Source organism: Desulfitispora alkaliphila (assembly GCF_050433185.1).
GTDB classification, from domain to species: Bacteria; Bacillota; Desulfitisporia; order Desulfitisporales; family Desulfitisporaceae; genus Desulfitispora; species Desulfitispora alkaliphila.
In genome coordinates, this window is sequence record NZ_JBNPXS010000002.1 from 1 (window position 1) to 22,544 (window position 22,544).

At 37.0% G+C, this 22,544-nt stretch carries 21 protein-coding genes and 1 pseudogene; 12 read left to right on the top strand and 10 right to left on the bottom strand.

Features of this window, described 5'->3' with window-relative positions:
• Positions 1–140: pseudogene (locus GGQ84_RS00875) on the top strand (transposase); the annotation flags it as partial.
• Positions 141–337: 197 nt separating this feature from the next.
• Here the strand turns inward: GGQ84_RS00875 and GGQ84_RS00880 are convergent.
• Positions 338–1,813 (bottom strand): recombinase family protein, encoded by a 1,476-nt coding sequence (locus GGQ84_RS00880; protein ID WP_429157905.1) that lies wholly within the window; start codon positions 1,811–1,813, stop codon positions 338–340.
• A gap of 279 nt (positions 1,814–2,092) precedes the next feature.
• Between GGQ84_RS00880 and GGQ84_RS00885 the strand changes: the two genes are divergently transcribed.
• The 7 genes from GGQ84_RS00885 to GGQ84_RS00915 all read left to right on the top strand — a co-directional run bounded on the left by GGQ84_RS00885 (position 2,093) and on the right by GGQ84_RS00915 (position 10,888).
• The gene (locus GGQ84_RS00885) at positions 2,093–2,290 is read left to right on the top strand and encodes a hypothetical protein (RefSeq protein WP_429157907.1); all 198 of its coding nucleotides are present in this window, start codon (positions 2,093–2,095) and stop codon (positions 2,288–2,290) included.
• A gap of 264 nt (positions 2,291–2,554) precedes the next feature.
• Complete coding sequence (locus tag GGQ84_RS00890) at positions 2,555–3,748, top strand: AAA family ATPase (RefSeq protein WP_429157908.1); 1,194 nt, start codon at positions 2,555–2,557, stop codon at positions 3,746–3,748.
• Positions 3,745–4,305: a hypothetical protein gene (locus GGQ84_RS00895; protein ID WP_429157910.1), complete on the top strand. Its 561-nt coding sequence runs from the start codon at positions 3,745–3,747 to the stop codon at positions 4,303–4,305. The genes GGQ84_RS00890 and GGQ84_RS00895 overlap by 4 nt, the downstream gene beginning before the upstream one ends.
• A 37-nt stretch (positions 4,306–4,342) precedes the next feature.
• Positions 4,343–4,552, top strand: a complete 210-nt coding sequence (locus tag GGQ84_RS00900; RefSeq protein ID WP_429157911.1) for a hypothetical protein — start codon at positions 4,343–4,345, stop codon at positions 4,550–4,552.
• 110 nt (positions 4,553–4,662) lie between these two features.
• On the top strand, positions 4,663–7,911 hold the full coding sequence (gene hsdR, locus GGQ84_RS00905; protein WP_429157912.1) for a type I restriction-modification system endonuclease: 3,249 nt from the start codon (positions 4,663–4,665) through the stop codon (positions 7,909–7,911).
• Positions 7,912–9,396: a class I SAM-dependent DNA methyltransferase gene (locus GGQ84_RS00910; RefSeq protein WP_429157914.1), complete on the top strand. Its 1,485-nt coding sequence runs from the start codon at positions 7,912–7,914 to the stop codon at positions 9,394–9,396.
• A complete protein-coding gene (locus GGQ84_RS00915) occupies positions 9,389–10,888 on the top strand; it encodes a restriction endonuclease subunit S (protein WP_429157915.1) in 1,500 nt (499 codons plus the stop codon). Before GGQ84_RS00910 ends, GGQ84_RS00915 begins: the two co-directional genes overlap by 8 nt.
• A gap of 60 nt (positions 10,889–10,948) precedes the next feature.
• Here GGQ84_RS00915 and GGQ84_RS00920 read toward each other — a convergent pair whose 3' ends face one another.
• Positions 10,949–11,083 carry a L,D-transpeptidase gene (locus GGQ84_RS00920; protein WP_429157917.1) on the bottom strand — a complete coding sequence of 45 codons (135 nt, stop codon included), beginning with the start codon at positions 11,081–11,083 and terminating at the stop codon, positions 10,949–10,951.
• Positions 11,084–11,245: 162 nt separating this feature from the next.
• On the opposite strand from GGQ84_RS00920, the gene GGQ84_RS00925 reads away from it, so the two are divergent.
• Positions 11,246–13,237 carry a methyl-accepting chemotaxis protein gene (locus tag GGQ84_RS00925; protein WP_429157919.1) on the top strand — a complete coding sequence of 664 codons (1,992 nt, stop codon included), beginning with the start codon at positions 11,246–11,248 and terminating at the stop codon, positions 13,235–13,237.
• A gap of 53 nt (positions 13,238–13,290) precedes the next feature.
• Here GGQ84_RS00925 and GGQ84_RS00930 read toward each other — a convergent pair whose 3' ends face one another.
• The 7 genes from GGQ84_RS00930 to GGQ84_RS00960 all read right to left on the bottom strand — a co-directional run bounded on the left by GGQ84_RS00930 (position 13,291) and on the right by GGQ84_RS00960 (position 17,299).
• Positions 13,291–15,123 carry a UbiD family decarboxylase gene (locus GGQ84_RS00930; RefSeq protein WP_429157921.1) on the bottom strand — a complete coding sequence of 611 codons (1,833 nt, stop codon included), beginning with the start codon at positions 15,121–15,123 and terminating at the stop codon, positions 13,291–13,293.
• 102 nt (positions 15,124–15,225) lie between these two features.
• A complete protein-coding gene (locus GGQ84_RS00935; protein WP_429157923.1) occupies positions 15,226–15,432 on the bottom strand; it encodes a Sec-independent protein translocase subunit TatA/TatB in 207 nt (68 codons plus the stop codon).
• 101 nt (positions 15,433–15,533) lie between these two features.
• On the bottom strand, positions 15,534–15,872 hold the full coding sequence (locus GGQ84_RS00940) for a spore coat protein (protein ID WP_429157925.1): 339 nt from the start codon (positions 15,870–15,872) through the stop codon (positions 15,534–15,536).
• A 21-nt stretch (positions 15,873–15,893) separates the two neighbouring features.
• The gene (locus GGQ84_RS00945; protein ID WP_429157927.1) at positions 15,894–16,085 is read right to left on the bottom strand and encodes a hypothetical protein; all 192 of its coding nucleotides are present in this window, start codon (positions 16,083–16,085) and stop codon (positions 15,894–15,896) included.
• Positions 16,086–16,159: 74 nt separating this feature from the next.
• The gene (locus GGQ84_RS00950; RefSeq protein WP_429157929.1) at positions 16,160–16,849 is read right to left on the bottom strand and encodes a cytochrome c biogenesis CcdA family protein; all 690 of its coding nucleotides are present in this window, start codon (positions 16,847–16,849) and stop codon (positions 16,160–16,162) included.
• Between the two features lie 15 nt (positions 16,850–16,864).
• Positions 16,865–17,089, bottom strand: coding sequence for a thioredoxin family protein (locus GGQ84_RS00955; RefSeq protein ID WP_429157931.1), 225 nt, complete (start codon positions 17,087–17,089; stop codon positions 16,865–16,867).
• 15 nt (positions 17,090–17,104) lie between these two features.
• Positions 17,105–17,299, bottom strand: a complete 195-nt coding sequence (locus tag GGQ84_RS00960; protein ID WP_429157933.1) for a hypothetical protein — start codon at positions 17,297–17,299, stop codon at positions 17,105–17,107.
• Positions 17,300–17,445: 146 nt separating this feature from the next.
• On the opposite strand from GGQ84_RS00960, the gene thiE reads away from it, so the two are divergent.
• Both thiE and thiC read left to right on the top strand, forming a co-directional pair.
• On the top strand, positions 17,446–18,066 hold the full coding sequence (thiE, locus tag GGQ84_RS00965; RefSeq protein WP_429157934.1) for a thiamine phosphate synthase: 621 nt from the start codon (positions 17,446–17,448) through the stop codon (positions 18,064–18,066).
• Positions 18,067–18,313: 247 nt separating this feature from the next.
• Positions 18,314–19,615: a phosphomethylpyrimidine synthase ThiC gene (gene thiC, locus GGQ84_RS00970; RefSeq protein ID WP_429157935.1), complete on the top strand. Its 1,302-nt coding sequence runs from the start codon at positions 18,314–18,316 to the stop codon at positions 19,613–19,615.
• A 154-nt stretch (positions 19,616–19,769) separates the two neighbouring features.
• Here thiC and GGQ84_RS00975 read toward each other — a convergent pair whose 3' ends face one another.
• Positions 19,770–21,128, bottom strand: a complete 1,359-nt coding sequence (locus GGQ84_RS00975; protein WP_429157937.1) for a sigma-54 interaction domain-containing protein — start codon at positions 21,126–21,128, stop codon at positions 19,770–19,772.
• Positions 21,129–21,425: 297 nt separating this feature from the next.
• On the opposite strand from GGQ84_RS00975, the gene GGQ84_RS00980 reads away from it, so the two are divergent.
• The gene (locus tag GGQ84_RS00980) at positions 21,426–22,541 is read left to right on the top strand and encodes a mandelate racemase/muconate lactonizing enzyme family protein (protein ID WP_429157938.1); all 1,116 of its coding nucleotides are present in this window, start codon (positions 21,426–21,428) and stop codon (positions 22,539–22,541) included.
• Positions 22,542–22,544 lie beyond the last annotated feature (3 nt).

The following is a 22,544-nucleotide window of genomic DNA, read 5'->3' on the forward strand; positions in this document are numbered from 1 at the left end:
AAGAACATCTGACAGTCAATGACTTACATGTGAGTGGTATTGAAAAAGTTAAAACACATGTATACCTAAATGCAATAGTACTACTAACATCAGCACTGGCACTCAAGAAGTCTAATGCCAAAGCTAAAGTAGCTGCATAAATAGCAAAAAACACATTTTAAACCTAGAAATTCGAAATTCTGCTAGTCTGCCCTTTTTTAGCCACATTGTAAATGGTGAGTCAAAAAAGAGTGAAATCTTTACTTTATTCAAGTCAAACTAGCAAGATCAGCTGATTGGTAAAGTCAACTTTTAAGCAAAAAGCTTATTTTGCAAAAGTCTCAATTATTATAACATCTTAAATTACATGTTTATATTTTATTTTGATATTATTCTTATCGAACACTTCTATCTTATTTACCCGTTCTTTAAGCCATAACTTTATTTGTTTAGTATCATTAGATGCTAAAACTTCTTCAAAGCTGCTAAAATGCAAACTAAGCTGTTCTCCTATATCTAATTCATTAGACTTTTTTTCTAGTCTTTTAAGCTCCTCTTGTATCTCTGCTTCCTCTAAAGCAACTCTTTCTTTTGCTTGCTGTAATTCCTCTAAAGTGATTATTCCTGCTTCATAAGCTTCCAGTTGCCTTTGAAACTTGTAACTTATTTTCTTTTGCCTTGCCTCTAGTAATCCTTTCTCTGGGGTTTGGGTATCAGCTTCTATAGATACCACAGAATTAGAATCGACAGTACTAGTAGAAACAATCTTTCTTATTTCAGCAATTATAAATTCTTCAATCTCTTCCTTATGAACAAAGTTATAAAAGCACATCTTATGGTTCAGATAATTGCCGCATACATATCTATAATAAGTTTTGCCACTCACATGTTTCTTTTTCTCCCCAATCATGTTATGACCACAGTGACCACATTTAATGATAGAGGAAAGCAAATAACGACTTTTCATAGAAGGCCCAACCATTGTTTGTTTTGATTTTAAAACTGCATGTGCCTTATCAAACAGCTCAGTGGTTATAATTGGTTCATGAGCATTATCTAGCACGATCCAATCATCTTGGTCATTATTTACAATTTTTGATTTAGATTTCTTATTCCATATATACTTTCCTATATACACAGGATTTTTAATAATTCGCTTAATAGAAGAAGAATCCCACAACTTACCTTGCCGTGTGAAAGTATCAGTTAAGTTAAGAGTCTTTTTGATAGTAGCAAAACTATCTCCTTTGGAGTACATCTCAAATATCATTTTAACAACCTTAGCTTCTTCTACATTAATTTCTAATTTTTTCGTTGTTTCATTATGAATATAACCGTACGGAGTCCTTCCAACATATACTCCCGTACTAGCTTTTTGGCTCATACCCTTGATAACTTCTTGCGCCAGGTTTGAAGAGTGAAACTCAGCGATTACTTCCATCATGCCCTCTAGAAGCTTACCTGTAGGTGAATCATCGAAGTTTTCAGCAACACTAATAACATCTACGCCACATTCTCTTTTTAATAATGATTTATAGATAACAGAATCAGACCTATTTCTTGCAAATCTATCTGTTTTATGAACTAGTATTATAGAAAATTCTTTCTCTTTTTTTTTAGCAGCACTAATCATTTTCTGAAATTGGGGACGGTCAGTAGTTCTAGCTGACTTGCCTTCATCCAGGTACTCATCGATTACCTCTATGCCGTTATCTAAAGCAAACTTTTTGATTGCATGAATTTGAGCGGGAATTGAGTTCTCTTTGGAAGCCTGTTCTTCAGTACTTACTCGTCCATAGAGAACAGCTTTTGGTGAGAAAAAAGGTAATGCCATAACTTGCCACTCCTTATCATTCTATAGATTTAGATAAGGTAAACATTAAGTTATAGCGGAGGGATAGGGTTTTTAAGATTTGCCATACTTATTATAGCATTGCAGATGGGAACAGGTTGTTGGTAAATATAACATGTTGCCTTAGCGTATCCCTATGAAGCTAAAGTTTACCATGTACAATACATACTGGACAGATTGATAAAATATGCGCTACTAGCTTTGTAGGGTGAGTTATAGGACATCCCTCATGGGTCATATATTTCACCAGGAGGGATATTGGTGAAAGAAAAAAATCAGCTTAAACTCATAGGAATATCTTTTGTTACCAGTGATGGTAAAGAAATAGACGAAAGCGAACTAACTGAGGAGCAGTATCAAAAGTTTGCTGATGACTTTGAACTTGCGCGACTTAAATATAATGTACGATGGCCTGAATTTGATAATAGATACATGAAAAAGAAAGAAACCGTAGAATAATCTACGGTTTCTTAACTTTCTCTAGCTCTAAGGTATTTAATACCGTTATCAAGTTATGTTAAAGGAAAACTTATTGCTATCATGGGACAGGTGGTTATATGAACCTTTAAGAAGCTTAAAATATATTTTTTATTTCTTTGTAGGAAAATTAGGGAAACTGTAGAAATAATTTAACAATTGTAAAATTTTATTAATGCCCAACTTTTTCAAGGTTTACGGCTTTAAGGAATTTTTAAAACTCAAAAATTAGGAGGATTATGACTAATGATTAATAAATTAGGGTTAAGAAATTATAAAAGTTTTCATAATATAGAATTACAGCTCAACAACTTTTGTGTATTTATTGGATCCAATGGTTCAGGAAAATCAAACTTAATTGATTCCCTAAAGTTTTTAAAGGAATCGTTAAATAGTAATGTTGGACATGCGGTAGGCAATAGATTTGGTTGGAAAAATTTATTAAGCAAAGGGAGAAGAAGTACAGAAAAAATTGAAATAGAACTAGAATTTATGCTTGATTTTATTAAATTCAGGTCAAACGAGCAACTATTTCAGCCTAGTAATTCTTCATATTATTTGCAACTAGCTCATACGAAAAATAATACCTATATTCATAAAGAAGCACTTAAAACAATGTTTGAAATGGAGTCAGTGAAAACCTTTAGTCAGTTTGATAGAACAAAGAATATAGTTAAAGTGAATAATAATCATGAAGAGCTATCTCCAACTTCAATAAAAGAAGATAAACTAGAGTTACAAAAAAATACTAACAATAAGCTTTTTTTAGATGCAAATTTTGTATCTATCGCAAATCTATTATTAGGAGACTTGATATCAAATTGGAAATTTTACAATATAGATCATAACTTAGCTCGGAAACCGTCTAATAGTGAGAATGACCAGTTTTTAGAGGAGGACGCAAGTAATTTAGCTATAATGTTACAACGCTTACAATCTGATAAAGCAGTTAAAGATAGAATTAAATCATTAATGAAAGCTATTATTCCCTCATTTGATACATGGAAAGTTGAGCGTCAATTTGATGCTTCGTTAGGATATAAAATTGTTGAAAATGAAAAAGATGTTTTTTTGCCTAAAATGATTTCAGATGGAACCATTAGACTCTTATCAATACTGGTTGCAATTTTATTTCAGGATAAAGAAACAAATGTGATTACAATAGATGAACCGGAAAGGTGCTTACACCCACAGTCACTTCAAGTACTAGTAGAGGTAATGAGAGAAGTTTCCAAAAACAAACAAATATTAGTAACTACGCATAGTGCAGAAATAGTTAAATGGTTAAAGCCCGAAGAAATATATCTAGTGGATAAAATAGAAGGGCAGACACGTGTAGTACCAGGGTTTAAAATTGAGAAAATTGAAGAGTTCCTTACTGCATTTTCAATGGAAGAACTATGGCTTTCAGGTTACCTTAAAGGAGGGACAATTAGATGAAAATAGCTTTAGTAGTAGAAGGTCAATCAGATAGAATATTTTTTTCTAGCCTCATAGATTATTTTAAAAATTACGGAGTGAGTATAGATATCATAGATACTGGTGGAAGGCCAAGTATGTTTAAAAATGCAGAGAAACATTATAAGGCTTGCAAGTACGGGCTTGGTGCTGATTTTGTAATATTTATGCCAGATATTGATAACGATGTATCTGTTGATATTACAGCAGAAAAAGTAAAAGTGTGTTCCGGTGATAATTATAAAGTTAGTGTTATAGTTAGAGAATTAGAGGCGTGGATCTTAGCAGATGGAAATTGTATAAATCAAGTATTGGATAGTGATTATCAGCCATCAGGAATCACTGATAATATAGTCAATCCAAAAGAAAAATTAACTCACATGATATATGATAAACTAAATCTCAAATTAACAGCATTTGAAATAGCTCAAAAGTTTTCTCCGCATTTTTCCGTTTTCAGAGCAGAACAAAACAATAATAGCTTAAATTATTTTCTCCAGATAATTAAAGGGTTAAGTAAAGAAAATGTAGCAGTATAACAAGTTTTTTTGGTAAATTTAGGAGAGAGGTGTGAAAATGAGCACTTATAAACAACTCCAGCAGTGGGTAAAAGAAAACTATGGCTTTCTTCCTAAATCATGCTGGATTGCAGATGTAAAGGAGAAACATGGAATTATTATAAGAAAGGCCCCTAATCGTCATGATGAAAGCAAAAGAGGGAACCCTTGCCCAGAAAACAAAGTAAAGCCTATAGAAGAGGCCTTTAAGTATTATAGGCTCATATGATGGTGACAAAATATATTTGGTGAAGACTTAAAATATGTAATTATTTGGGTAAAAAAGCTAGATATGTTATAATAAACTTTACTAATGCTTTCGGTAGGAGAGTGAGAGCTTTGCAAAAGAGTAACTTTCAATTTCTTTCAGATAACTGGACTAACTTAGCAAATCTAGCGGAAATAGCTGAGCGGAATGTGTATGTTGATCCAAACACAACTCTTGTTAAGTTGCGTATGTTTGGTGAAACCCTCTCTAAATACATAGTTGCCCTTGAAGGAATGACCGAAGCTAGCGATTTGTCTCAAGTTGATCGATTGGGAATATTAAAACGAGACGAGCTGGTAACAGATGAATTACTGGACATGCTTCATACCTTGCGAAAAATAGGCAATAAAGCAGTTCACGAACCAGGTTATGGATCCACAGACGAGGCGAAGACATTGCTTCAGCTGGCCTTTCGTATTAGCGTTTGGTTTATGCAAGTGTACGGGGAATGGGATTTTAAAGAACCAGAGTATATAGAACCGAAAGAAGAGAATTTAGCAGAGCTTAATGAGGAATTAACCGCGCTAAATAAGACATATGAAGAAAAATTAGTCCAATTGCAAAGTGAACTGGAGAAAATAAGGCAACAGCAACAATATATTAATGTAGATGATAAAGAAAAACGCAAGAAGAATGCAAAGCTGTATGGTACAAACTTTAACCTAACTGAAGCAGAAACCAGAACTATAATTGACCAAAAGCTTCGCCAAGCAGGCTGGGAAGCTGATACAGAGAAAATACGCTTTGGACATGGCTATAGACCGGAAAAAGGACGCAACTTAGCCATAGCAGAGTGGCCTCTTAAAAAAGGCTTTGCCGATTATGCTTTATTTACAGGACTAGACTTCTTAGGCATATTAGAGGCTAAAAAGAGGAATAGGGATGTACTGGCTGATATTCAGCAGGCAAAAGAGTACGCCAGCTTGGTTATAAAGCATGGAGATGAATCTCTGTTAGGTCCATGGGGAGATTTTCATGTGCCTTTTTTATTTTCAACTAACGGCAGGCCCTATATAAAACAGCTAGAACACAAATCAGGGATATGGTTTTTAGACGCGCGCAAGGCTACTAACCACCCCAGGCCGCTAAAGGATTGGTATACTCCTGATGGATTGAAGGGACTGTTAAACCAAGACATTGCTAAAGCAACAGAGAGATTAGAAGATGAGTCTATGGAGTATTTAGGGTTGCGCCCATATCAAGAGGATGCCATTTTAGCAGTTGAAAAAGCAATAAAAGAAGAAAAGCGGGAAGCTTTAATTGCTATGGCAACAGGAACGGGTAAGACAAGAATGGCCATAGGTTTAATTTATAGGCTTATTAAGACAAACAGATTTAAACGCATTCTATTTCTGGTAGATAGGTCAGCATTAGGAAGGCAAGCGGAAGCAGCATTTAAAGATTCCAAACTTGAGAGCTTTCACACTTTCACTGAAATATTTGAGCTGCAATCTCTAGAGGATAAAAAGCCAAATCCAGAGACTAAGGTTCATATTGCCACAGTTCAAGGGGTTTTAAAAAGGCTTTTCTACAACGAAACAGATGAAGACATACCAACTGTTGACCAATATGATTGCATTATCGTAGACGAAGCCCATAGGGGTTACACCTTGGATAAAGAGATGACTGAAGTAGAAATGCAGTTTAGGGACCATAATGACTACGTCAGCAAATATAGAAAAGTATTGGACTACTTTGATGCGGTGCGCATTGGGTTGACAGCGACCCCGGCACTTCATACTGTAGAAATATTTGGCGAGCCAGTTTTTAATTACTCATACCGAGAAGCAGTTATTGATGGGTACCTAATAGACCATGAGCCACCTTATCAGTTCGAAACAGTATTAAAGCAAAATGGTATTAACTGGGCAGTGGGTGAAACTGTAGAGAAATATGATCATACATCGGGCGCTGTAGAGAAAGAAGTCCTTGAGGACGAATTAAACATAGATGTGGCTAAGTTTAATACATCAGTAGTCACAGAGAACTTCAATAGGGTTATCTTAGCTGAACTGGCTAATTATATTCACCCGGAGGCAGAGGGGAAAACATTAATTTTTGCTGCAACTGATGATCATGCAGACCTGGTAGTAAAAATTCTTAAAGATGAATTAGAGAAGAAATATGGAGAAGTAGAGGATAATGCTGTCATGAAGATTACAGGCTCTATAAGAGACCCTCTTCATGCTATTAAGCTATTTAAAAATGAAAGATTACCTAATATCGCCGTAACTGTAGACCTCTTAACAACAGGTATAGATGTGCCGAGTATAACTAATTTGGTATTTTTGCGCCGAGTCCGCTCGAGAATTTTATATGAGCAAATGTTAGGTAGAGCAACTAGAAGGTGCGATGAAATAGATAAAGATCACTTTAATATTTTTGATGCAGTGGGGCTATATGAAACATTAAGGCCTTATACTAGCATGAAGCCAGTAGTAACAAGGCCTTCTGTTACAGTAAGCCAGCTCATAGATGAGCTAGATCAACTAGATAACCAAGAGCATCGCCAGCAGCACAAAGAAGAACTAATTGCAAAAATCCAGCGCAAAAAACAGAAGTGGACAGAAAAAGAGCAAGATGACTTTAAAGTACTATCAGGTGGTAAGTCAGTTGAAGAGCTTATAGACTGGGTAAAGAAAACAGATGATCGAGAAGTAGTTAAGGAATTTAAAGCAAAAAAAGAAATTCTCCAATATATTGATGAAAATAGAGAGCGACCAAATTTTCAATATATATCAGACCATGAGGATAAGTTAGTTGGTACAACTCGTGGTTATGGCAACGCTGAAAAACCTGAAGACTACCTTGAAGGTTTTAATAAGTTTATTAAGGAAAACATGAATTTAATCCCTGCATTAAAAGTGGTTTGCACAAGGCCAAAGGATTTAACCAGGGAAGAACTGAGGAAGCTGAGAATTGAGCTTGACCAGAAAGGCTTTACAGAAAAGAACTTACAAGCTGCATGGAGAGATGCCAAAAATGAGGACATAGCAGCAGATATCATCAGTTTTATTCGCCAGCAGGCAATTGGAGACCCCCTCATTAGCCACGAGGAGCGGGTGAAAACCGCCATGGATAAGATTTATAAGATGAAGGTATGGCCAAAGGTGCAAAAGGATTGGCTTAAGAGAATTGAAAAGCAATTGCTTCAAGAATCAATCTTAGGCCCAGATCCTGAAAAGGCTTTTGAAGTTGAACCATTTAAGAGATTTGGTGGTTATAAGCGTATGGATAAAATTTTTGATGGCCAATTACATGAAATAGTTGATATAATAAACAGTGCATTATATCAAAGACAGAAAAAGGAGCAGGCATAAATGGGGAATAAGGAAATTGTACAAAAGCTATGGAACCTATGTAATGTGTTAAGGGATGATGGCATTACTTATCATCAGTATGTAACCGAGTTGACATATTTACTGTTTCTTAAAATGATGAAAGAAACTGAAAATGAAAAGCATATACCTGAAGAGTATCGCTGGGAGTCATTAACTAAGCTCCATGGAATTGAATTACATAATCACTACCGACAACTATTGCTTGATTTAGGACAAGAAAGCAATAATACCTTGAAGCAAATTTACTTAAACGCAACCACTAATATTGACGAGCCTAAAAACTTAGAGAAGATTATTAGCTCTATTGACAAATTAGACTGGTACAGTGCTAAGGAAGAAGGGCTAGGAGACCTGTACGAGGGACTTTTAGAGAAAAACGCCAGTGAGACAAAATCAGGGGCCGGGCAGTACTTTACCCCGAGGCCTTTAATTGATGTAATTGTAAAACTAGTCGACCCACAGCCAGGTGAAAAATGTAATGACCCAGCTGCGGGAACTTTTGGATTCATGATTGCTGCGGACAAGCATGTGCGCAGTAAAACTGATGATTATTTTGACCTGGGAGAAAAAGAGGCAGAATTTCAACGAAATCAAGCATTCACTGGTGTAGAGTTGGTTAAGGATACACATCGCTTAGCCATGATGAATGCAATGCTGCACGATATTCAAGGAGAAATTGTACTTGGGGATACTCTGTCTGAAATGGGCAAGGACTATAAAAACTTTGATGCTATAATGACAAACCCTCCATTCGGGACCAAACAGGGTGGAGAGAGACCAACTCGAGATGATTTGACCTTTACTACAACTAATAAACAGCTTAACTTCTTACAACATATTTACAGATCATTAAAGTCAAATGGAAAAGCTAGAGCAGCAGTAGTAATACCTGACAATGTACTCTTTGAAAGCGGTGTAGGTGCTAAGATTCGTGCTGACTTAATGAATAAATGTAATCTGCACACTATTCTTAGACTACCTACAGGTATTTTTTATGCCCAGGGAGTTAAGACAAATGTGCTCTTCTTTACCAGGGAAAAAGCGGATAAGGACAGCACAAAAGAAGTTTGGGTTTATGACCTGAGGACAAATATGCCTAGTTTCGGTAAGAGGACCCCACTAACAGCAAAACACTTTGATGGGTTTATTAAGGTATATACAGCTAAAGACCGCAGTAAGGTAAAGGATGAGCGCTTTAATGTCTTCACTAGAGAAGATATAAAGAAGAAAGATGATAGCTTGGATATTGGCCTAATAGCCGATGAATCCCTGTCAGCCTATGATAACCTACCAGATCCAATAGAATCCGCAGAGGAAGCAATAGGTAAATTAGAGCAAGCGTTATCTTTGTTAAATGAGGTAGTTATTGAATTAAAGGAAGTTGATGGCGCTAATAGCGAAAAGGAAAAGCATAAAGATGCACTAAAAGTAGCAGAAAAGCCCGAGGTGTATGGGCATGAGTAAGAAAGTTAATAAGCAGCAAAAGGAACAGACCCTAGATGAATTAATAGAAGAAGCATTAGTGCCTGTAGAAGAGCAACCTTATGAAGTGCCTGGAAATTGGGTGTGGGCCAGATTAAAAGATATAAATGATAATGATATAAAACGAGGTATACAACCAAAAAAGTATCCAGATGAAACATTTGAATTGTATAGTGTACCTAGTTATTCTGAGCAAATACCTGAAATAGCGACTGGAAAAGATATTGGTTCTAATAAATATCTAGTTTATGAAAATGATGTATTACTTTGCAAAATAAACCCTAGAATTAATAGAGTTTGGACTGTCGGTCATAAAAGTACATATAGACAGTTAGCATCAACAGAATGGATTATAATAGCTAATAGAAAAATAAATTCTAAGTTTTTGTTATTTCTATTTAAAGGACCTTATTTTAGAAATTTATTAACATCAAATGTATCAGGAGTAGGTGGATCATTAACTAGAGCCAGGCCGAGCGATGTCGATAAATACCCAATAGCATTACCACCGCTACAAGAACAAAAACGCATAGCAAATAAAGTCGAAAATCTCTTAAACAAAATCGACGAAGCCAAACAATTAATTGAAGAAGCAAAAGAAACTTTTGAACTTCGCCGTGCTGCTATTTTAGATAAAGCTTTTCGTGGTGAGTTGACGGCAGAGTGGCGAAAGGCAAATGATGATGTGGGTTCAGAAGTATTATTAAAAGAGATAGAAAAAATTAAAAATTCAAAAGCGAAAAAGCAACAGAAAGGTACTTTTAATAGTGAATTTAATAAACCATTTGAGCTCCCTAGGGGTTGGAGCTGGGTTCGTTTAGGTGAGTTGATTGAATTTTCAATATACGGAACATCAGCAAAGGCTAATGATAACTATGAAGGAGTTCCTGTTTTGAGGATGGGAAATATAGTTGATGGCAATCTTGATTTAACTAATTTAAAGTACTTACCACTTGATCATGAGGATGTAATAAAGCATAATTTGGAGGAATTTGATTTATTATTTAATCGGACGAATAGTTATGAGCTTGTGGGAAAAACTGCAGTAGTTAAAAAAGAACATGTTGGAAAAATGACATATGCTTCTTATCTGATAAAAGTTAGATTAGTCTTTAAAGAATTATTGGCTGATTATGTATGCACTTATATAAATAGCTTTATTGGACGCAATATACTTTTGAGTATGGTTACACAACAAGTCGGTCAGGCTAATATAAATGCGCAAAAATTAGCTTCTTTGTTAATACCACTACCTCCAAAAAAGGAAATTGAACAAATTAATAAATTAGTTAAACGATTAGTAGGCTTAGAAAAAAATGTTTTAAATAACATAAATATTGAGATAGAAGCTAGAAGACTTCAAGAAGTTATTTTATCCAAAGCCTTCCGCGGCCAACTTGGTACTAACGACCCAACGGAAGAAAGTGCCTTAGAATTACTAAAAGAAGTCTTGGAAGAAAAACTAAATAGTTAATTAAGTACCCCTTGGTAGACACATAACATTAAAGTTAATGTGCTACCTAGGGGTTTTCTTTTACCCGGGTACCGAGTCATTCGCTTTACCGATAGCTACTGGGTACTCCTTTACTACCTGATCCCTTGAGTACAAGCGTAGGCGCTTGCTTGGTAGATAAATATTAATTTTAGCATCTGTCAACTTGCCAGGCATATAATTAATCACCTCCACTTCTTCTAATGATATTTTATGTAACTGTTGTAGAAATGGCACAGAGAAAATTTTTTATAAAGGTTTTTAGAGGCAGGAAATAGGTGGAACAAAAGAGAAGTCAGATAATTAAAAAAACTGGCGAAAATTAGAGGGGGATTATTTGTGAAAAGGTTGGGTGCACGGCTAATAATTTATTTTTCTATGTTATTGCTAGTGGTTTGTGGAGCCTTAGGATTTGTGGCATATAAGTATTCGCACAATATAGTAATGAATGAAATTGACCAAGTATTGCCGGAAAAAGCTAGGGACACCAGTAACTTAGTGGTGAGAGAGATTAGGTCTAATGTGGAAGTTCTTGAGGCAACTGTTCAAAGAGATGCTGTAAGGAGTATGAACTGGGAGGAACAACTGCCTTTACTGGAGCGAGAAACTGAAAGAATGGGCTATCAGTACATGGGAGTGGCCACTCCTGATGGGCATATTAGACTAAGCCATGGGGAAGAGGCAGATGTCTCTGGTAGGGAGTACTTTCAGCTGGCCATGGCAGGAGAAGCTAACATGTCAGACCCCTTAATTAGTATGCTTAACCAGACGGTTACAGTAGTGTTTGCTGCACCGATTGCAGATGAGGACGGGAAGATAGTGGGTGTATTGACAGCCATGGTGGATGGGGACATAATAAGTGAGATTGTGGAAGATATGCGCTATGGTGTAACAGGTTATGCCTTTATCATAGATGGAGAAGGCACAGTAATAGCCCATAGGGATAGAGATCTGGTAATGGAGCAGGCAAATTATATTGATATTGCCCAAGGTGATGATACTTATGCTGATTTGGCAGAATTATTAACTTGGATGTTAGAGGCGGAGCAGGGGGTAGGAAGCTACCACTTTAATGGAAATGACATATATGCTGGTTTTGCACCTGTGGGGGACACAGGCTGGTCTTTAGCCATAAGTGTACATGAAGATGAGGTAATGGCTGGAGTTAACGAACTGCGAACTACATTGGTAATCATAACTGGTGCGTTTTTAGCCTTTGGCATTATAGTGACTGCTTTTATTGGCAGATCTATAACTAGGCCCATTGCATCCATTGTGAAGCAGTTTAAGAAAATGGCAGAGGGAGATTTTAGCAATAAAATTAGTGAGAGGTTTACTAATCGTTCTGATGAAATTGGAGAGCTAGCAGTAGGATTTAATGAGATCAACAACAATATTTCAGAAATAATAGGAAAAATTCATGAAACCTCGGAGCACTTGGCCTCCTCCTCTGAAGAGTTGACAGCTATTTCTCACCAATCCTCCGATGCCACTGAAGAGGTAGCCAGGACAATAGAAGAAATAGCAAAAAGCGCTAACCAGCAGGCTGAGGATACGGAAAAGGGTGTTAGTCGAAGTAACCAGCTATCAGGGGATTTGGAAGAAGTGATAGAAGCCTCTAATGAGCTGGGTAATGCAGCAGAAGAGACTGAAAAACTCAAGGGCAGGGGTGAGATGGCCATACAGGAGCTGACAGAAAAGACTGCCGAGAGCAACCAGGCTTCCAAAACAATACAGGCAGTTATAATGGACACCAATGCAAGTTCAGACAAAATTAACGCTGCAACAGAGCTAATCGCCTCGATTGCAGAGCAAACAAATCTCTTGGCGCTAAATGCTGCTATTGAAGCAGCTAGGGCAGGAGAATCTGGAAGAGGCTTTGCTGTTGTAGCAGAGGAAATTCGCAAGCTAGCAGAGCAATCCTCTAGCTCTACAGAGGAAATAAACGAGATTGTAAAAGACCTTCAAATTAAAACTAAAGATGCAGTTCAAACAATGAATAATTCAGAACAAATTATTGAAGCTCAAACAGCTGCAGTTAAAACTACTAAGGAGGTTTTTGAAGACCTAGCAAAGGCAATAGAAAATACGAAGGATAAAGTAGTTCAAATAGATACTCTTAGCAGTGATATGGAAGCTGGGAAAAATGAAATAGTAAATATCATGGAGAGTTTAGCGGCAATTGCGCAGCAAAATGCTGCTAGTACTGAGGAGGCTTCGGCTTCTACAGAAGAACAAAGTGCTTCCATGCAAGAAATAGCCAACGGCAGTGAAAGGCTGTCAGAGCTAGCATTACAGCTGAAGGATGCGGTGAAAAAATTTAAGGTCTAACTAAAGGGGCTGTTGCAAGTAGAACTAATCGTTCTGTTGCAACAGCCCTTTAATTAAATATTGATTTTCTCTAGACTAGCACCTTTTGCGAATAATCGCTTAATGTTTTTCTCCACAGCTGGATCGGGAATTAGTGGAGGTGCATGATGTGGCTTAGTTCGAGCATCTATAATTATATTGTCACAACCCCAATGCTTATTAGCGTAATAGCTGTTAACACCATAAATATCATGGGACGGATTGCTGCGAGTAAACGTAGCCCATAAAAAGTTACTTAGTGAATCACTGAGGAAGCCACTGTCATCACATAATATAATCATCGGACAGGAAGGAATAGCCCCTTTATTTTGAATAGCTTTATTTAGAGAATCCATTTCCTCCTGGGCATTTGCATAGGTTGAGAATTTAGATCCCTGTAATGCAACAACACCTGGCATTATTAGGTTAGCACCCTCAAAGCCTCTTAAGTCCTTTAAGCTTTCCGGTATTTCTTTACACAAGTCTCTTTTCTTGGGGCCATAAGCTGCAAATAGAACCTTACTCCCCGTGTTTAGACCGGTACCAGTATAATCTAAGGTGTCAATAGTTGTATTAGTGTAGAAGTGAACATCGCGATGGAGATCAATGCGCTCTAGGATATAGGTTAAGAAGTCCACTTCTTTATGTGTGTCTAATGACCTATCTTCCTCAGCAGTAATAAATAGATATTTTGCTAAGCTTAATTGTCCTGTTCCTAAAATTCGATTTGCGATAGTCAGTAGTTCCAAGGGTTGTTTAACTTCTTGATAAGGGGTGTAGCGCTCACTGCCTATAGCAAAAAGTAAGGGGTGTACTCCTGCTGCATCTACAGCATGTACCTCCTTTACTCCCGGTATTTCTTGTTTAATTGCATCCCCGGTTAATTCATGAATAAGTGCACCAAATGCTGTATCCTCCTGAGGAGGCCGGCCTACCACTGTGAATGGCCAAATAGCATTAGCTTTGGCATAAACTTTGTGTACTCTCATTAAAGGGAACGGGTGAACAAGGCTATAATAGCCTAGATGATCGCCAAAGGGACCTTCTGGCTTGGTCTCTCCTGGGTGGATTTCCCCTGTAATAACAAAATCAGCATCGTTACTGATGCAATATCCATCTACGTAACTGTAATGAAAACGACGTCCTGCTAACAAACCAGCAAAGGTCATCTCACTTAATCCTTCAGGCAATGGCATAACCGCAGCCAAAGTATGGGCAGGTGGGCCACCGATGAAAATACTAACCTTTAAGGGTCTTCCTAGTCTGTTGGCCTTCTCTTGATGAACCCCAATTCCACGGTGGATCTGGTAGTGCATACCTACTTCTTTATTCATTTCATACTGGTTACCACTAAGTTGAACTCTATACATCCCCAAGTTGGAATTCATAATTCCTGGTTTCTCTGGATCTTCACTGTAAACTTGAGGTAGGGTGACAAAAGCGCCACCATCATTAGGCCAGTGGTGGATTTGTGGGATGTCAGAAATATTGATTTCATGAGCGCACACTGGAAGACTTTTAGATTTGTTTACAGGCAGTGCTTTAGAAGCTGCCAAGCCAGTGCTAAAATGACTTAAAGGGTTTTTTAGAGCTTGTACTGGATCATTTCTCAGGGCAACTACATTTTGTGCTGCATTCCAGGTCTTTCTAAAAATAAACTTGCTTCTCTCTAATGTACCAAACAAGTTTGATACTGCTCGAAACTTAGAACCCTTAACATTTTCAAACAATAGTGCAGGGCCATTAGCCTCAAAAACCTTTAAATGGATGGCGGCCATCTCAAGATATGGATCAACTTCTTCGGTGATGCGAACTAAATGACCATTTTTCTCTAAATCGACAACACACTCTTCTAAATTGCGATACATTATCACTAGCTCCTATTTCTATAGTTTTAATTTATTATACTACAATTACTAAGAAAATAAAAAGACAGGAGTTAATTAGTTTTACTAACTCCTGTCTTTTACTTATGCTTTTTTCTGCTCTTCGTCGTCGCCTTTAATACTATCTTCGATATCTTTTTTTACATCCGTAGTGGAACTCTTAAATTCTTTGATTGCTGAGCCAAGTGATTTTCCGATTTCCGGAAGCTTTCCTGGACCAAAGATAATAAGTGCTAAAGCCAGAATTAGAATTAGTTCAGTAACACCAAAATTGGGTATAAATCCAAACATGTCTATCACTCCCTTTGTGTAAAGGCTATTTTCATTAACTATTATACACTAATAAGGTTAAAAAGACCAGAAAAACGGGACAGATTCAAGTCCCGTTTGCTTTAGTTGTGATATGGATTATACTGTTGGGACATATAACGTTGCTGTTGGTTATAGGAGCCCATTTGAGTTTGTTGCTGTTGATTGTAGCCTTGAGATAACTCTTGCATAGTTTGTGTAATTGCCTGTTGGGGTGTTTCATTTACTTTATAATATCCCTGTTGCTGCGCAAACTGGGATAGTTGTTGCTGAGTTTCTAGAGCTTCCTGCAATTGTCTTTGCAAAATACTTCTCAAGTTTTGGTTAGAGGTTTCGTTGCAGGCGTTAGAATAGGTCAAAACAGCTTGCTTTGCAGAATTGAGCATATCTAGAGTAATTGCTTTATCATTTAATCCTTGCATATAATTTTGATACCTCCTGTCTTATTTTAAAAACTGATCAATTTGTTGGCATTGTTGCATGCCGCGCTGCATAGTTTGTTGAATCATTTGCTGTAGCTGAGGGTTTTGGCAGCTATTCATATAAACCTGTTCTTTTTGAATACAAAGAGATTTCATTCCAATAATCTCCCTCAACTGGATGGCTTCATTAGGTGCTAAGTGATTGTGATGCACTTTAATCCCTCCTGTCTTTTAGAATGCGTTAGTATTATCTCGCATTAGAGGGTATTTTATGCAATGGATTTATTTTACCAGGAGGCAAGAATTAATAAGTATAGACCCAAGAGTATTAGTGCAGTTCCACTAACGTAGTTTAAATACTGAGTGAAGCGCTGGACCTTAACGATATTCTTGGCTAATGCAGTAAAGGTACCCGCGGCCAGCAAAGGCAACCCATGGCCCACACCGTAGACAAAGAGTAAACTGCTGCCATAGGCTAGTTCACCCTGAGTAGCTACATAAGTGATGATAACAGCTAAGACAGGGGTAGCGCAGGGAGAAGCAATTAAACCGAAGAGCATGCCCATTCCAAAAGAACCGCTATATCCCTTCATTCGCACAGGCATAGTTTTGAGGCCTGGCATATTAAAGGTGATTGCACCTAAAAGCTGCAAACCCATTATAATGGCTACTGCTGCTAACAAATAGTACCAGCCAGTGCTAATCTGGCCAAAGATGCTGCCAAAGTAAGCAGCAATAAAACCTAAAATAGCAAAGGTGGTGGATAACCCTAGAACGAATAACAGGGAAAGAAAAAATCCTTTAACCTTTGAGCCATCATCGCTGGCCCCGATATAACCCATTAAAATAGGAATCATAGACAGAACACAAGGGCTAATGCTGGTTACAACACCACCAATAAATATTATTAAGAATGTAAGTGTAGACTTAGAGTCTATAGCTTGAGGTACAATTTCACTAAAAAAGACATCTATCATTTTAATCTACTTCCTTTAAGGCAATATTTTATTTATGTTTTGCTCAAGGGCGCTTTTGGAAAGGCGACCCACATCTTCCGCTACAACTCCTCCTGAACTATCCACATAGAAAAAAGCGGGAATATATCTGACGCCGAAGTCATTTGCCAAGGCATTTCCATCGGCAGTTTCCACATCAACAATAACAAAGGTTACTTGGTCTTCGTATTCTTCCTTTAGAGCCATAATCACGGGCTCCATAAGTACGCACTGATGTCATCTTGCTCCATAAAACTCTAAGAAGATGGGTTGTTTTTCAGCTAAAGCATTTTCATATACTTGAGCTGGTTGAGTTGTAGCCGTAAATTCTTGTGTGCCTTTATTGAGAAAAGGTATATAGGGTTTTGCTAACACACCAACCACTAATAGTAGAACTACAGCAATGATTGCAGTTCGAGCTTTTGCAGACATTAGATAATAAACCTCCTTTGTATATATATAGGTGTATTGTACCACATTAAATAGTATATTAATTTGAAGAAATTATGAATAGTTTATTAGAATAGGCTTTTCAGTTATAATGATTATTAATAAATAGTATTTACTGGGGTGAGCCTTTGAAAGATAAACTTTTTTTAATAACAAACCTTAATTTAGTTAATGAAAACTATTTGAATACTATTTCTCAAGCATTGGTAGGTGGAGTAGATGCTGTGGTTCTTAGAGAAAAGGAATTGCCAGCCAAGGAGCTATACAGTTTAGCTTTAAAGGTTAGGGAAATAACCCATGCTAAGGGGAAAAGACTTATTATCAACGATAGGGTTGATGTGGCAGAGGCTGTAGGTGCAGATGGAGTGCAACTAGGTCAACACTCCTTAAGCCCTAAAGCCGCTAGAAAAGCCTGTTCATCTAAAATGCTCTTAGGTGCATCAGTGCACTCAATAGAAGAAGCTAAAGTGGCAGTAAAGGAAGGGGCCGACTACCTCTTGGTGAGTCACATATTTCCCACTCAGTGCAAACCAGGTGTTATACCAAAAGGTCTTAAATTGTTACAGGATATTTCTGTAATGTGGGAGATCCCTTTAGTGGCTCTTGGGGGCATTTCGGCGTCAAATTTGGATCAGATAACTACAATAGGATGTAGTAATGTAGCTGTAATGTCAGCGATAATGGCTTCTAAAAAGCCCTTAGAAGTAAGCAAACAAATTAAATCGCAGCTGCAGGAGAATGCTAGGTAGTGTCGAATGAATAAATAATACAACTGAATATATTAACCACTAGGGGAGTTGCTGATCGCTAGCGACTGAGAAATGCCTGTAAGGTGTTGACCCTTTGAACCTGAAACATATTAGCCCGTTGGGCTAATCTGGATAATACCAGCGTAGGGAAGTGGTTGAAGGATGACTAGAAGAATATAAGTCTTGATTTCAACCACCTGAAAAGGTGGTTTTTTTAATTCAACCAAGAAGAAAGGGGAGAACATGAATGACAACTCAAATGATTCGTGCTCGCAAGGGTGAAATAACTGAGGAGATGAAGGCAGTAGCAAAGGTGGAGGGGATTGAAGAGGAGGTATTGCGAGAAAAAATTGCCAAGGGGACCGTTGTGATACCAGCTAACATTAATCACAAAAGTTTAAAGGCAATTGGATTTGGAGAAGGATTGACCACAAAAGTAAATGCCAATATTGGAACTTCTACTGACTACCCAGAGGTAGAAAAAGAGCTAGATAAGCTGCAAGTGCTAATGGAGGCGGGAGCCCATGCAGTAATGGATTTAAGCACTGGCCCTGACAAAGACGCTAGTCGACTTGCTATACTGGAGAAATCGGAAATACCTGTAGGTACTGTACCAATTTATCAAGCAACTGTAGAAGCTATGGAGAAGCATGGTTCTATGGTAGCAATGACTAGTGACGACTTATTTGCAGTAATTGAAAAACAGTGTGCCCAAGGTGTTGACTTCATTACAGTGCACTGCGGAGTAACTTTAGGAGTATTAGAAAAGCTTAGAGGAGAGGGCCGAGTTGTGGATATTGTGAGCAGGGGAGGATCGTTTTTAGCTGGTTGGATGCTACATAACAAAAGAGAAAATCCCCTCTACGAAGAATACGACAGGCTTTTGGAGATTGTAAGTAAGTACGATGTGACATTGAGCTTAGGAGATGGCTTAAGACCTGGTTGTTTGGCTGATGCTACAGATAGGGCTCAGGTAGAGGAGTTGCTGATTTTAGGTGAGCTTACTGAACGAGCATGGGAAAAAGGAGTGCAGGTTATGGTTGAAGGACCCGGGCACGTTCCTTATGGGCAGATAGTAGCTAATGTACAGTTGCAAAAGCGAGTATGTAAAGGAGCGCCTTTTTATGTTTTAGGGCCCCTGGTAACAGATGTGGCACCAGGTTATGATCACATTACAGCTGCCATAGGAGGTACTATAGCTGCCAGTGCAGGTGCTGACTTCCTTTGCTATGTGACTCCAGCGGAGCACTTGGGTCTTCCCAGCATTGAAGACGTGAAAGAAGGTGTTATTGCCAGTAGAATTGCTGCCCATGCAGCAGATATTGCCAAAGGTATTCCTGGAGCATGGGAGTGGGATTTGGAAATGTCCAAAGCTCGCAAGGATTTAGACTGGGAAAGACAGATTGAGCTGTCCATAGATCCAGAAAAAGCAAGGAGATACCGCAAGGAAAAAAATAAGGGTGAAGTTGAAGCCTGCTCTATGTGTGGAGATTTTTGTGCAATGAAAATAGTGGGGGAACATTTGGGAGCAGATGTGAATAAATGCTAAAGAAAATTATAGCCAATAAAACAGCATCGTGTTTATTCTTCTCACCATAATGTCATAATATTACATTGAATAAATTCACTGTGGTTATTTATGTGGGACTAGTCGTTCAGTAATACTAGTCCCTAGAAGTTTCTTGTGAGCTATAATGTATTCATTACTTATCGCTGTTTTTTACGTATTTTCTAATTAAATTATTAGCTTTTGTTTGACTGATGGAAAGGTAATCAGCAACTTTTCGTGAGGTTTTATGTTTTTCATAAGCATCTTGAATAATCAATGCTTCATATTTTGAAATTCGCTCATCAAACGAACCTTCAGTGACATTACACATAGTTGCTTCAGTATCAAAAATGCCAAACATATTTTTAGGCAAATCAGATACCTCAATAAATTTATGGTCTACCGTTACCACTAACCTCTCTATCATGTGCCTCAATTCTCTCACATTACCCTTCCAATCATTTTCAGTTAGGACAGCTAAGACATTTTTAGTAAGTTTGCGTTTAACTTTATACCTTTTACAAAATTCCTCTAGGAAACTTTCCACAAGATATGGGATATCCTCTTTTCTTTTTCTTAGCGGCGGTATATAGATATCAATTACATTTAATCTGTAATACAAATCTTCTCTAAAGGCACCCATTTGCACCATGTTTTTTAAATTTTTATTAGTGGCAGCAATAATTTTAACATTTACTTTAATGGGTTTATTAGATCCTACGGGAATAAATTCTTTATCTTGCAATACTAATAGAAGCTTTGCCTGAGCCGCCATAGTAAGTTCGGATATTTCATCTAATAAAATGGTTCCGTTATTAGCAGTTTCTAGCAATCCCTTTTTGCCAGAAGTATGAGCCCCTGTAAAAGCGCCTTTGGCATAGCCAAATAATTCTGATTCAAATAATTCTCCAGGTATACTAGCACAATTCAAATTAATAAAGGGGTAATTTTTTCTAGGACCAATAGAATGCATATAGTTAGCGATCATACTTTTCCCTGTTCCCGATTCGCCAGTTAAAATGCAGGTGGTATCAATCTGACCAATTTTATTCACTAGTTTCATAACTCTTATCATGGCTTCACTTTTAGCTATAGGAATTAATTTAGAGTTTATGTCTTGATCAATAAAAACATAATTAGGATTATATAAATCTATCTCATTAACATTATCTCTAACATTCATTACCACATATTTTATCTGTTTATTTTCATCAAAAATAGGTACTGCTATTGTAAATAGTTCTATACCAGTATATGTACTTTGTTTTATTGCAATAGGTCGTTTTTCTTTATAAATGATAGGCAAAATAGATGGTTCCCACCAGTTATTATCCACGAAGTCAAAAAAGGATTTACCCATCATTTCCTCTGGCGATGAGGAGTAATGTCTACTAGAAGCTTGATTAATATATACAATATTATAATTATTATCATAGATCAATACTTCATCATACATGTTATTAATAATAGTAACAAATTCCTCAGAATCTAATCGAGATGATTTACTTATCATAAGATAATTTCCCTCCTTTGGTTAACTCAATTAAATCAAAATTAAAATATATTTACAATAGTAAAGAGATCTATTCTGAAGCCTTATGAGTTTATTTCAACTCATAAGGCTGAGTTATTTCTGACTCATTGATTTAATTTTAACTCACAACACCCAGGATATATTTCCGTGAATTTTTCATTTAATCTAATAGTAACTTTAGTATAGCCTATTTTTGAAAACAAAAATTGTTTTGGCATACAATTTGCAATATTGTTTATTGAATATGTTTTTAAAAAACAAAAAAGGAGGGTAACAATGAAAATTGCAGATGTTGAAGTTATTTGTCTAAGGGTTCCAAAAGAAAACGATATTTGTGAGTGGGGAGAAGATGCTGTAATTGTCCGAGTTATTACTGATACAGGATTAGTGGGATTGGGCGAAAGCGATAGTTCTCCTCCAGTTGTAAAAGCCATCATAGAAGCAGCTAATTCAAATTTATATTGTTATGGTCTCAAACAGTTATTAATTGGTGAAAATCCTTTAGAAATCCAGCGGTTATGGGACAAGATGTATTGGTCCTCAAATTATATGGGGAGAAGGGGGGCTGGTATTCATGCCATTAGTGCCATTGATATAGCGTTATGGGATATTGCATCTCAATATTATCAAACACCCATTCATATTTTATTGGGAGGAAAATATCGAGATAAAATTAGGGCATATGGTACTTTTATCCCAGAGGATAGTCCTGAGAAAAACAGAAAAATCGCCTCAAAATTGAAAAAGCAAGGTTTTACCAGCTTGAAGTTTGGTGGTGGCATCTTAGGAGATGACCCTCATATGGATTACCAAATTATTGAGGCAGTTCGTGATGAGTTGGGTAGTGATTATGAATTACAAATTGATTTAGCTACAAAATGGCTCACTTATGGCCACGCCGTCAATATGTTTAAACGATTAGATAAATTTAATTTGAATTGGATAGAAGAACCGATATTAGCTGATGATTTAAAGGGTTATTCTAAATTATTAGGTGTATCGGGGGCAAAGCTGGCAGGTGGTGAATCTTTAACTACCACTTATGAGTTTAATGATTTTCTTAAATACGCTCAACCAGATATCGTTCAGCCAGATATAACTAGATGTGGTGGCTTTAGTGAGATAAGAAAAATTAATGATTTAGCTACAATGCGTGGAACCAAATTAGTGCCTCATGGTTTCAGTACAGGCATTCTTTTATCTGCAACAGTTCAATTTTTAGCTGCTTGCCAGCATGGCGATTTAATTGAGTATTCTCAAAGTAATAGTCCACTTTTCACTAAGTTAGTTAAAAATATATTGCCTTTTGAAAATGGATATGTAAAAGTCCCAGATACAGTTGGCCTAAATATAGATCTAGATGAAGAAATTATAGAAAAATATAAAATATAATTT

Bases quoted from the DNA above. Each gene is read 5' to 3' on its own strand.
- GGQ84_RS00930 (WP_429157921.1), bottom strand. From the start codon at position 15,123: ATGTATCGCAATTTAGAAGAGTGTGTTGTCGATTTAGAGAAAAATGGT.
- GGQ84_RS00940 (WP_429157925.1), bottom strand. From the start codon at position 15,872: ATGCAAGGATTAAATGATAAAGCAATTACTCTAGATATGCTCAATTCT.
- thiC (WP_429157935.1), top strand. From the start codon at position 18,314: ATGACAACTCAAATGATTCGTGCTCGCAAGGGTGAAATAACTGAGGAG.
- GGQ84_RS00895 (WP_429157910.1), top strand. From the start codon at position 3,745: ATGAAAATAGCTTTAGTAGTAGAAGGTCAATCAGATAGAATATTTTTT.
- GGQ84_RS00910 (WP_429157914.1), top strand. From the start codon at position 7,912: ATGGGGAATAAGGAAATTGTACAAAAGCTATGGAACCTATGTAATGTG.
- GGQ84_RS00950 (WP_429157929.1), bottom strand. From the start codon at position 16,849: ATGATAGATGTCTTTTTTAGTGAAATTGTACCTCAAGCTATAGACTCT.
- GGQ84_RS00890 (WP_429157908.1), top strand. From the start codon at position 2,555: ATGATTAATAAATTAGGGTTAAGAAATTATAAAAGTTTTCATAATATA.
- GGQ84_RS00935 (WP_429157923.1), bottom strand. From the start codon at position 15,432: ATGTTTGGATTTATACCCAATTTTGGTGTTACTGAACTAATTCTAATT.
- GGQ84_RS00920 (WP_429157917.1), bottom strand. From the start codon at position 11,083: ATGCCTGGCAAGTTGACAGATGCTAAAATTAATATTTATCTACCAAGC.
- GGQ84_RS00915 (WP_429157915.1), top strand. From the start codon at position 9,389: ATGAGTAAGAAAGTTAATAAGCAGCAAAAGGAACAGACCCTAGATGAA.
- GGQ84_RS00960 (WP_429157933.1), bottom strand. From the start codon at position 17,299: ATGTCTGCAAAAGCTCGAACTGCAATCATTGCTGTAGTTCTACTATTA.
- GGQ84_RS00880 (WP_429157905.1), bottom strand. From the start codon at position 1,813: ATGGCATTACCTTTTTTCTCACCAAAAGCTGTTCTCTATGGACGAGTA.
- GGQ84_RS00980 (WP_429157938.1), top strand. From the start codon at position 21,426: ATGAAAATTGCAGATGTTGAAGTTATTTGTCTAAGGGTTCCAAAAGAA.
- GGQ84_RS00955 (WP_429157931.1), bottom strand. From the start codon at position 17,089: ATGGAGCCCGTGATTATGGCTCTAAAGGAAGAATACGAAGACCAAGTA.
- GGQ84_RS00975 (WP_429157937.1), bottom strand. From the start codon at position 21,128: ATGATAAGTAAATCATCTCGATTAGATTCTGAGGAATTTGTTACTATT.
- GGQ84_RS00900 (WP_429157911.1), top strand. From the start codon at position 4,343: ATGAGCACTTATAAACAACTCCAGCAGTGGGTAAAAGAAAACTATGGC.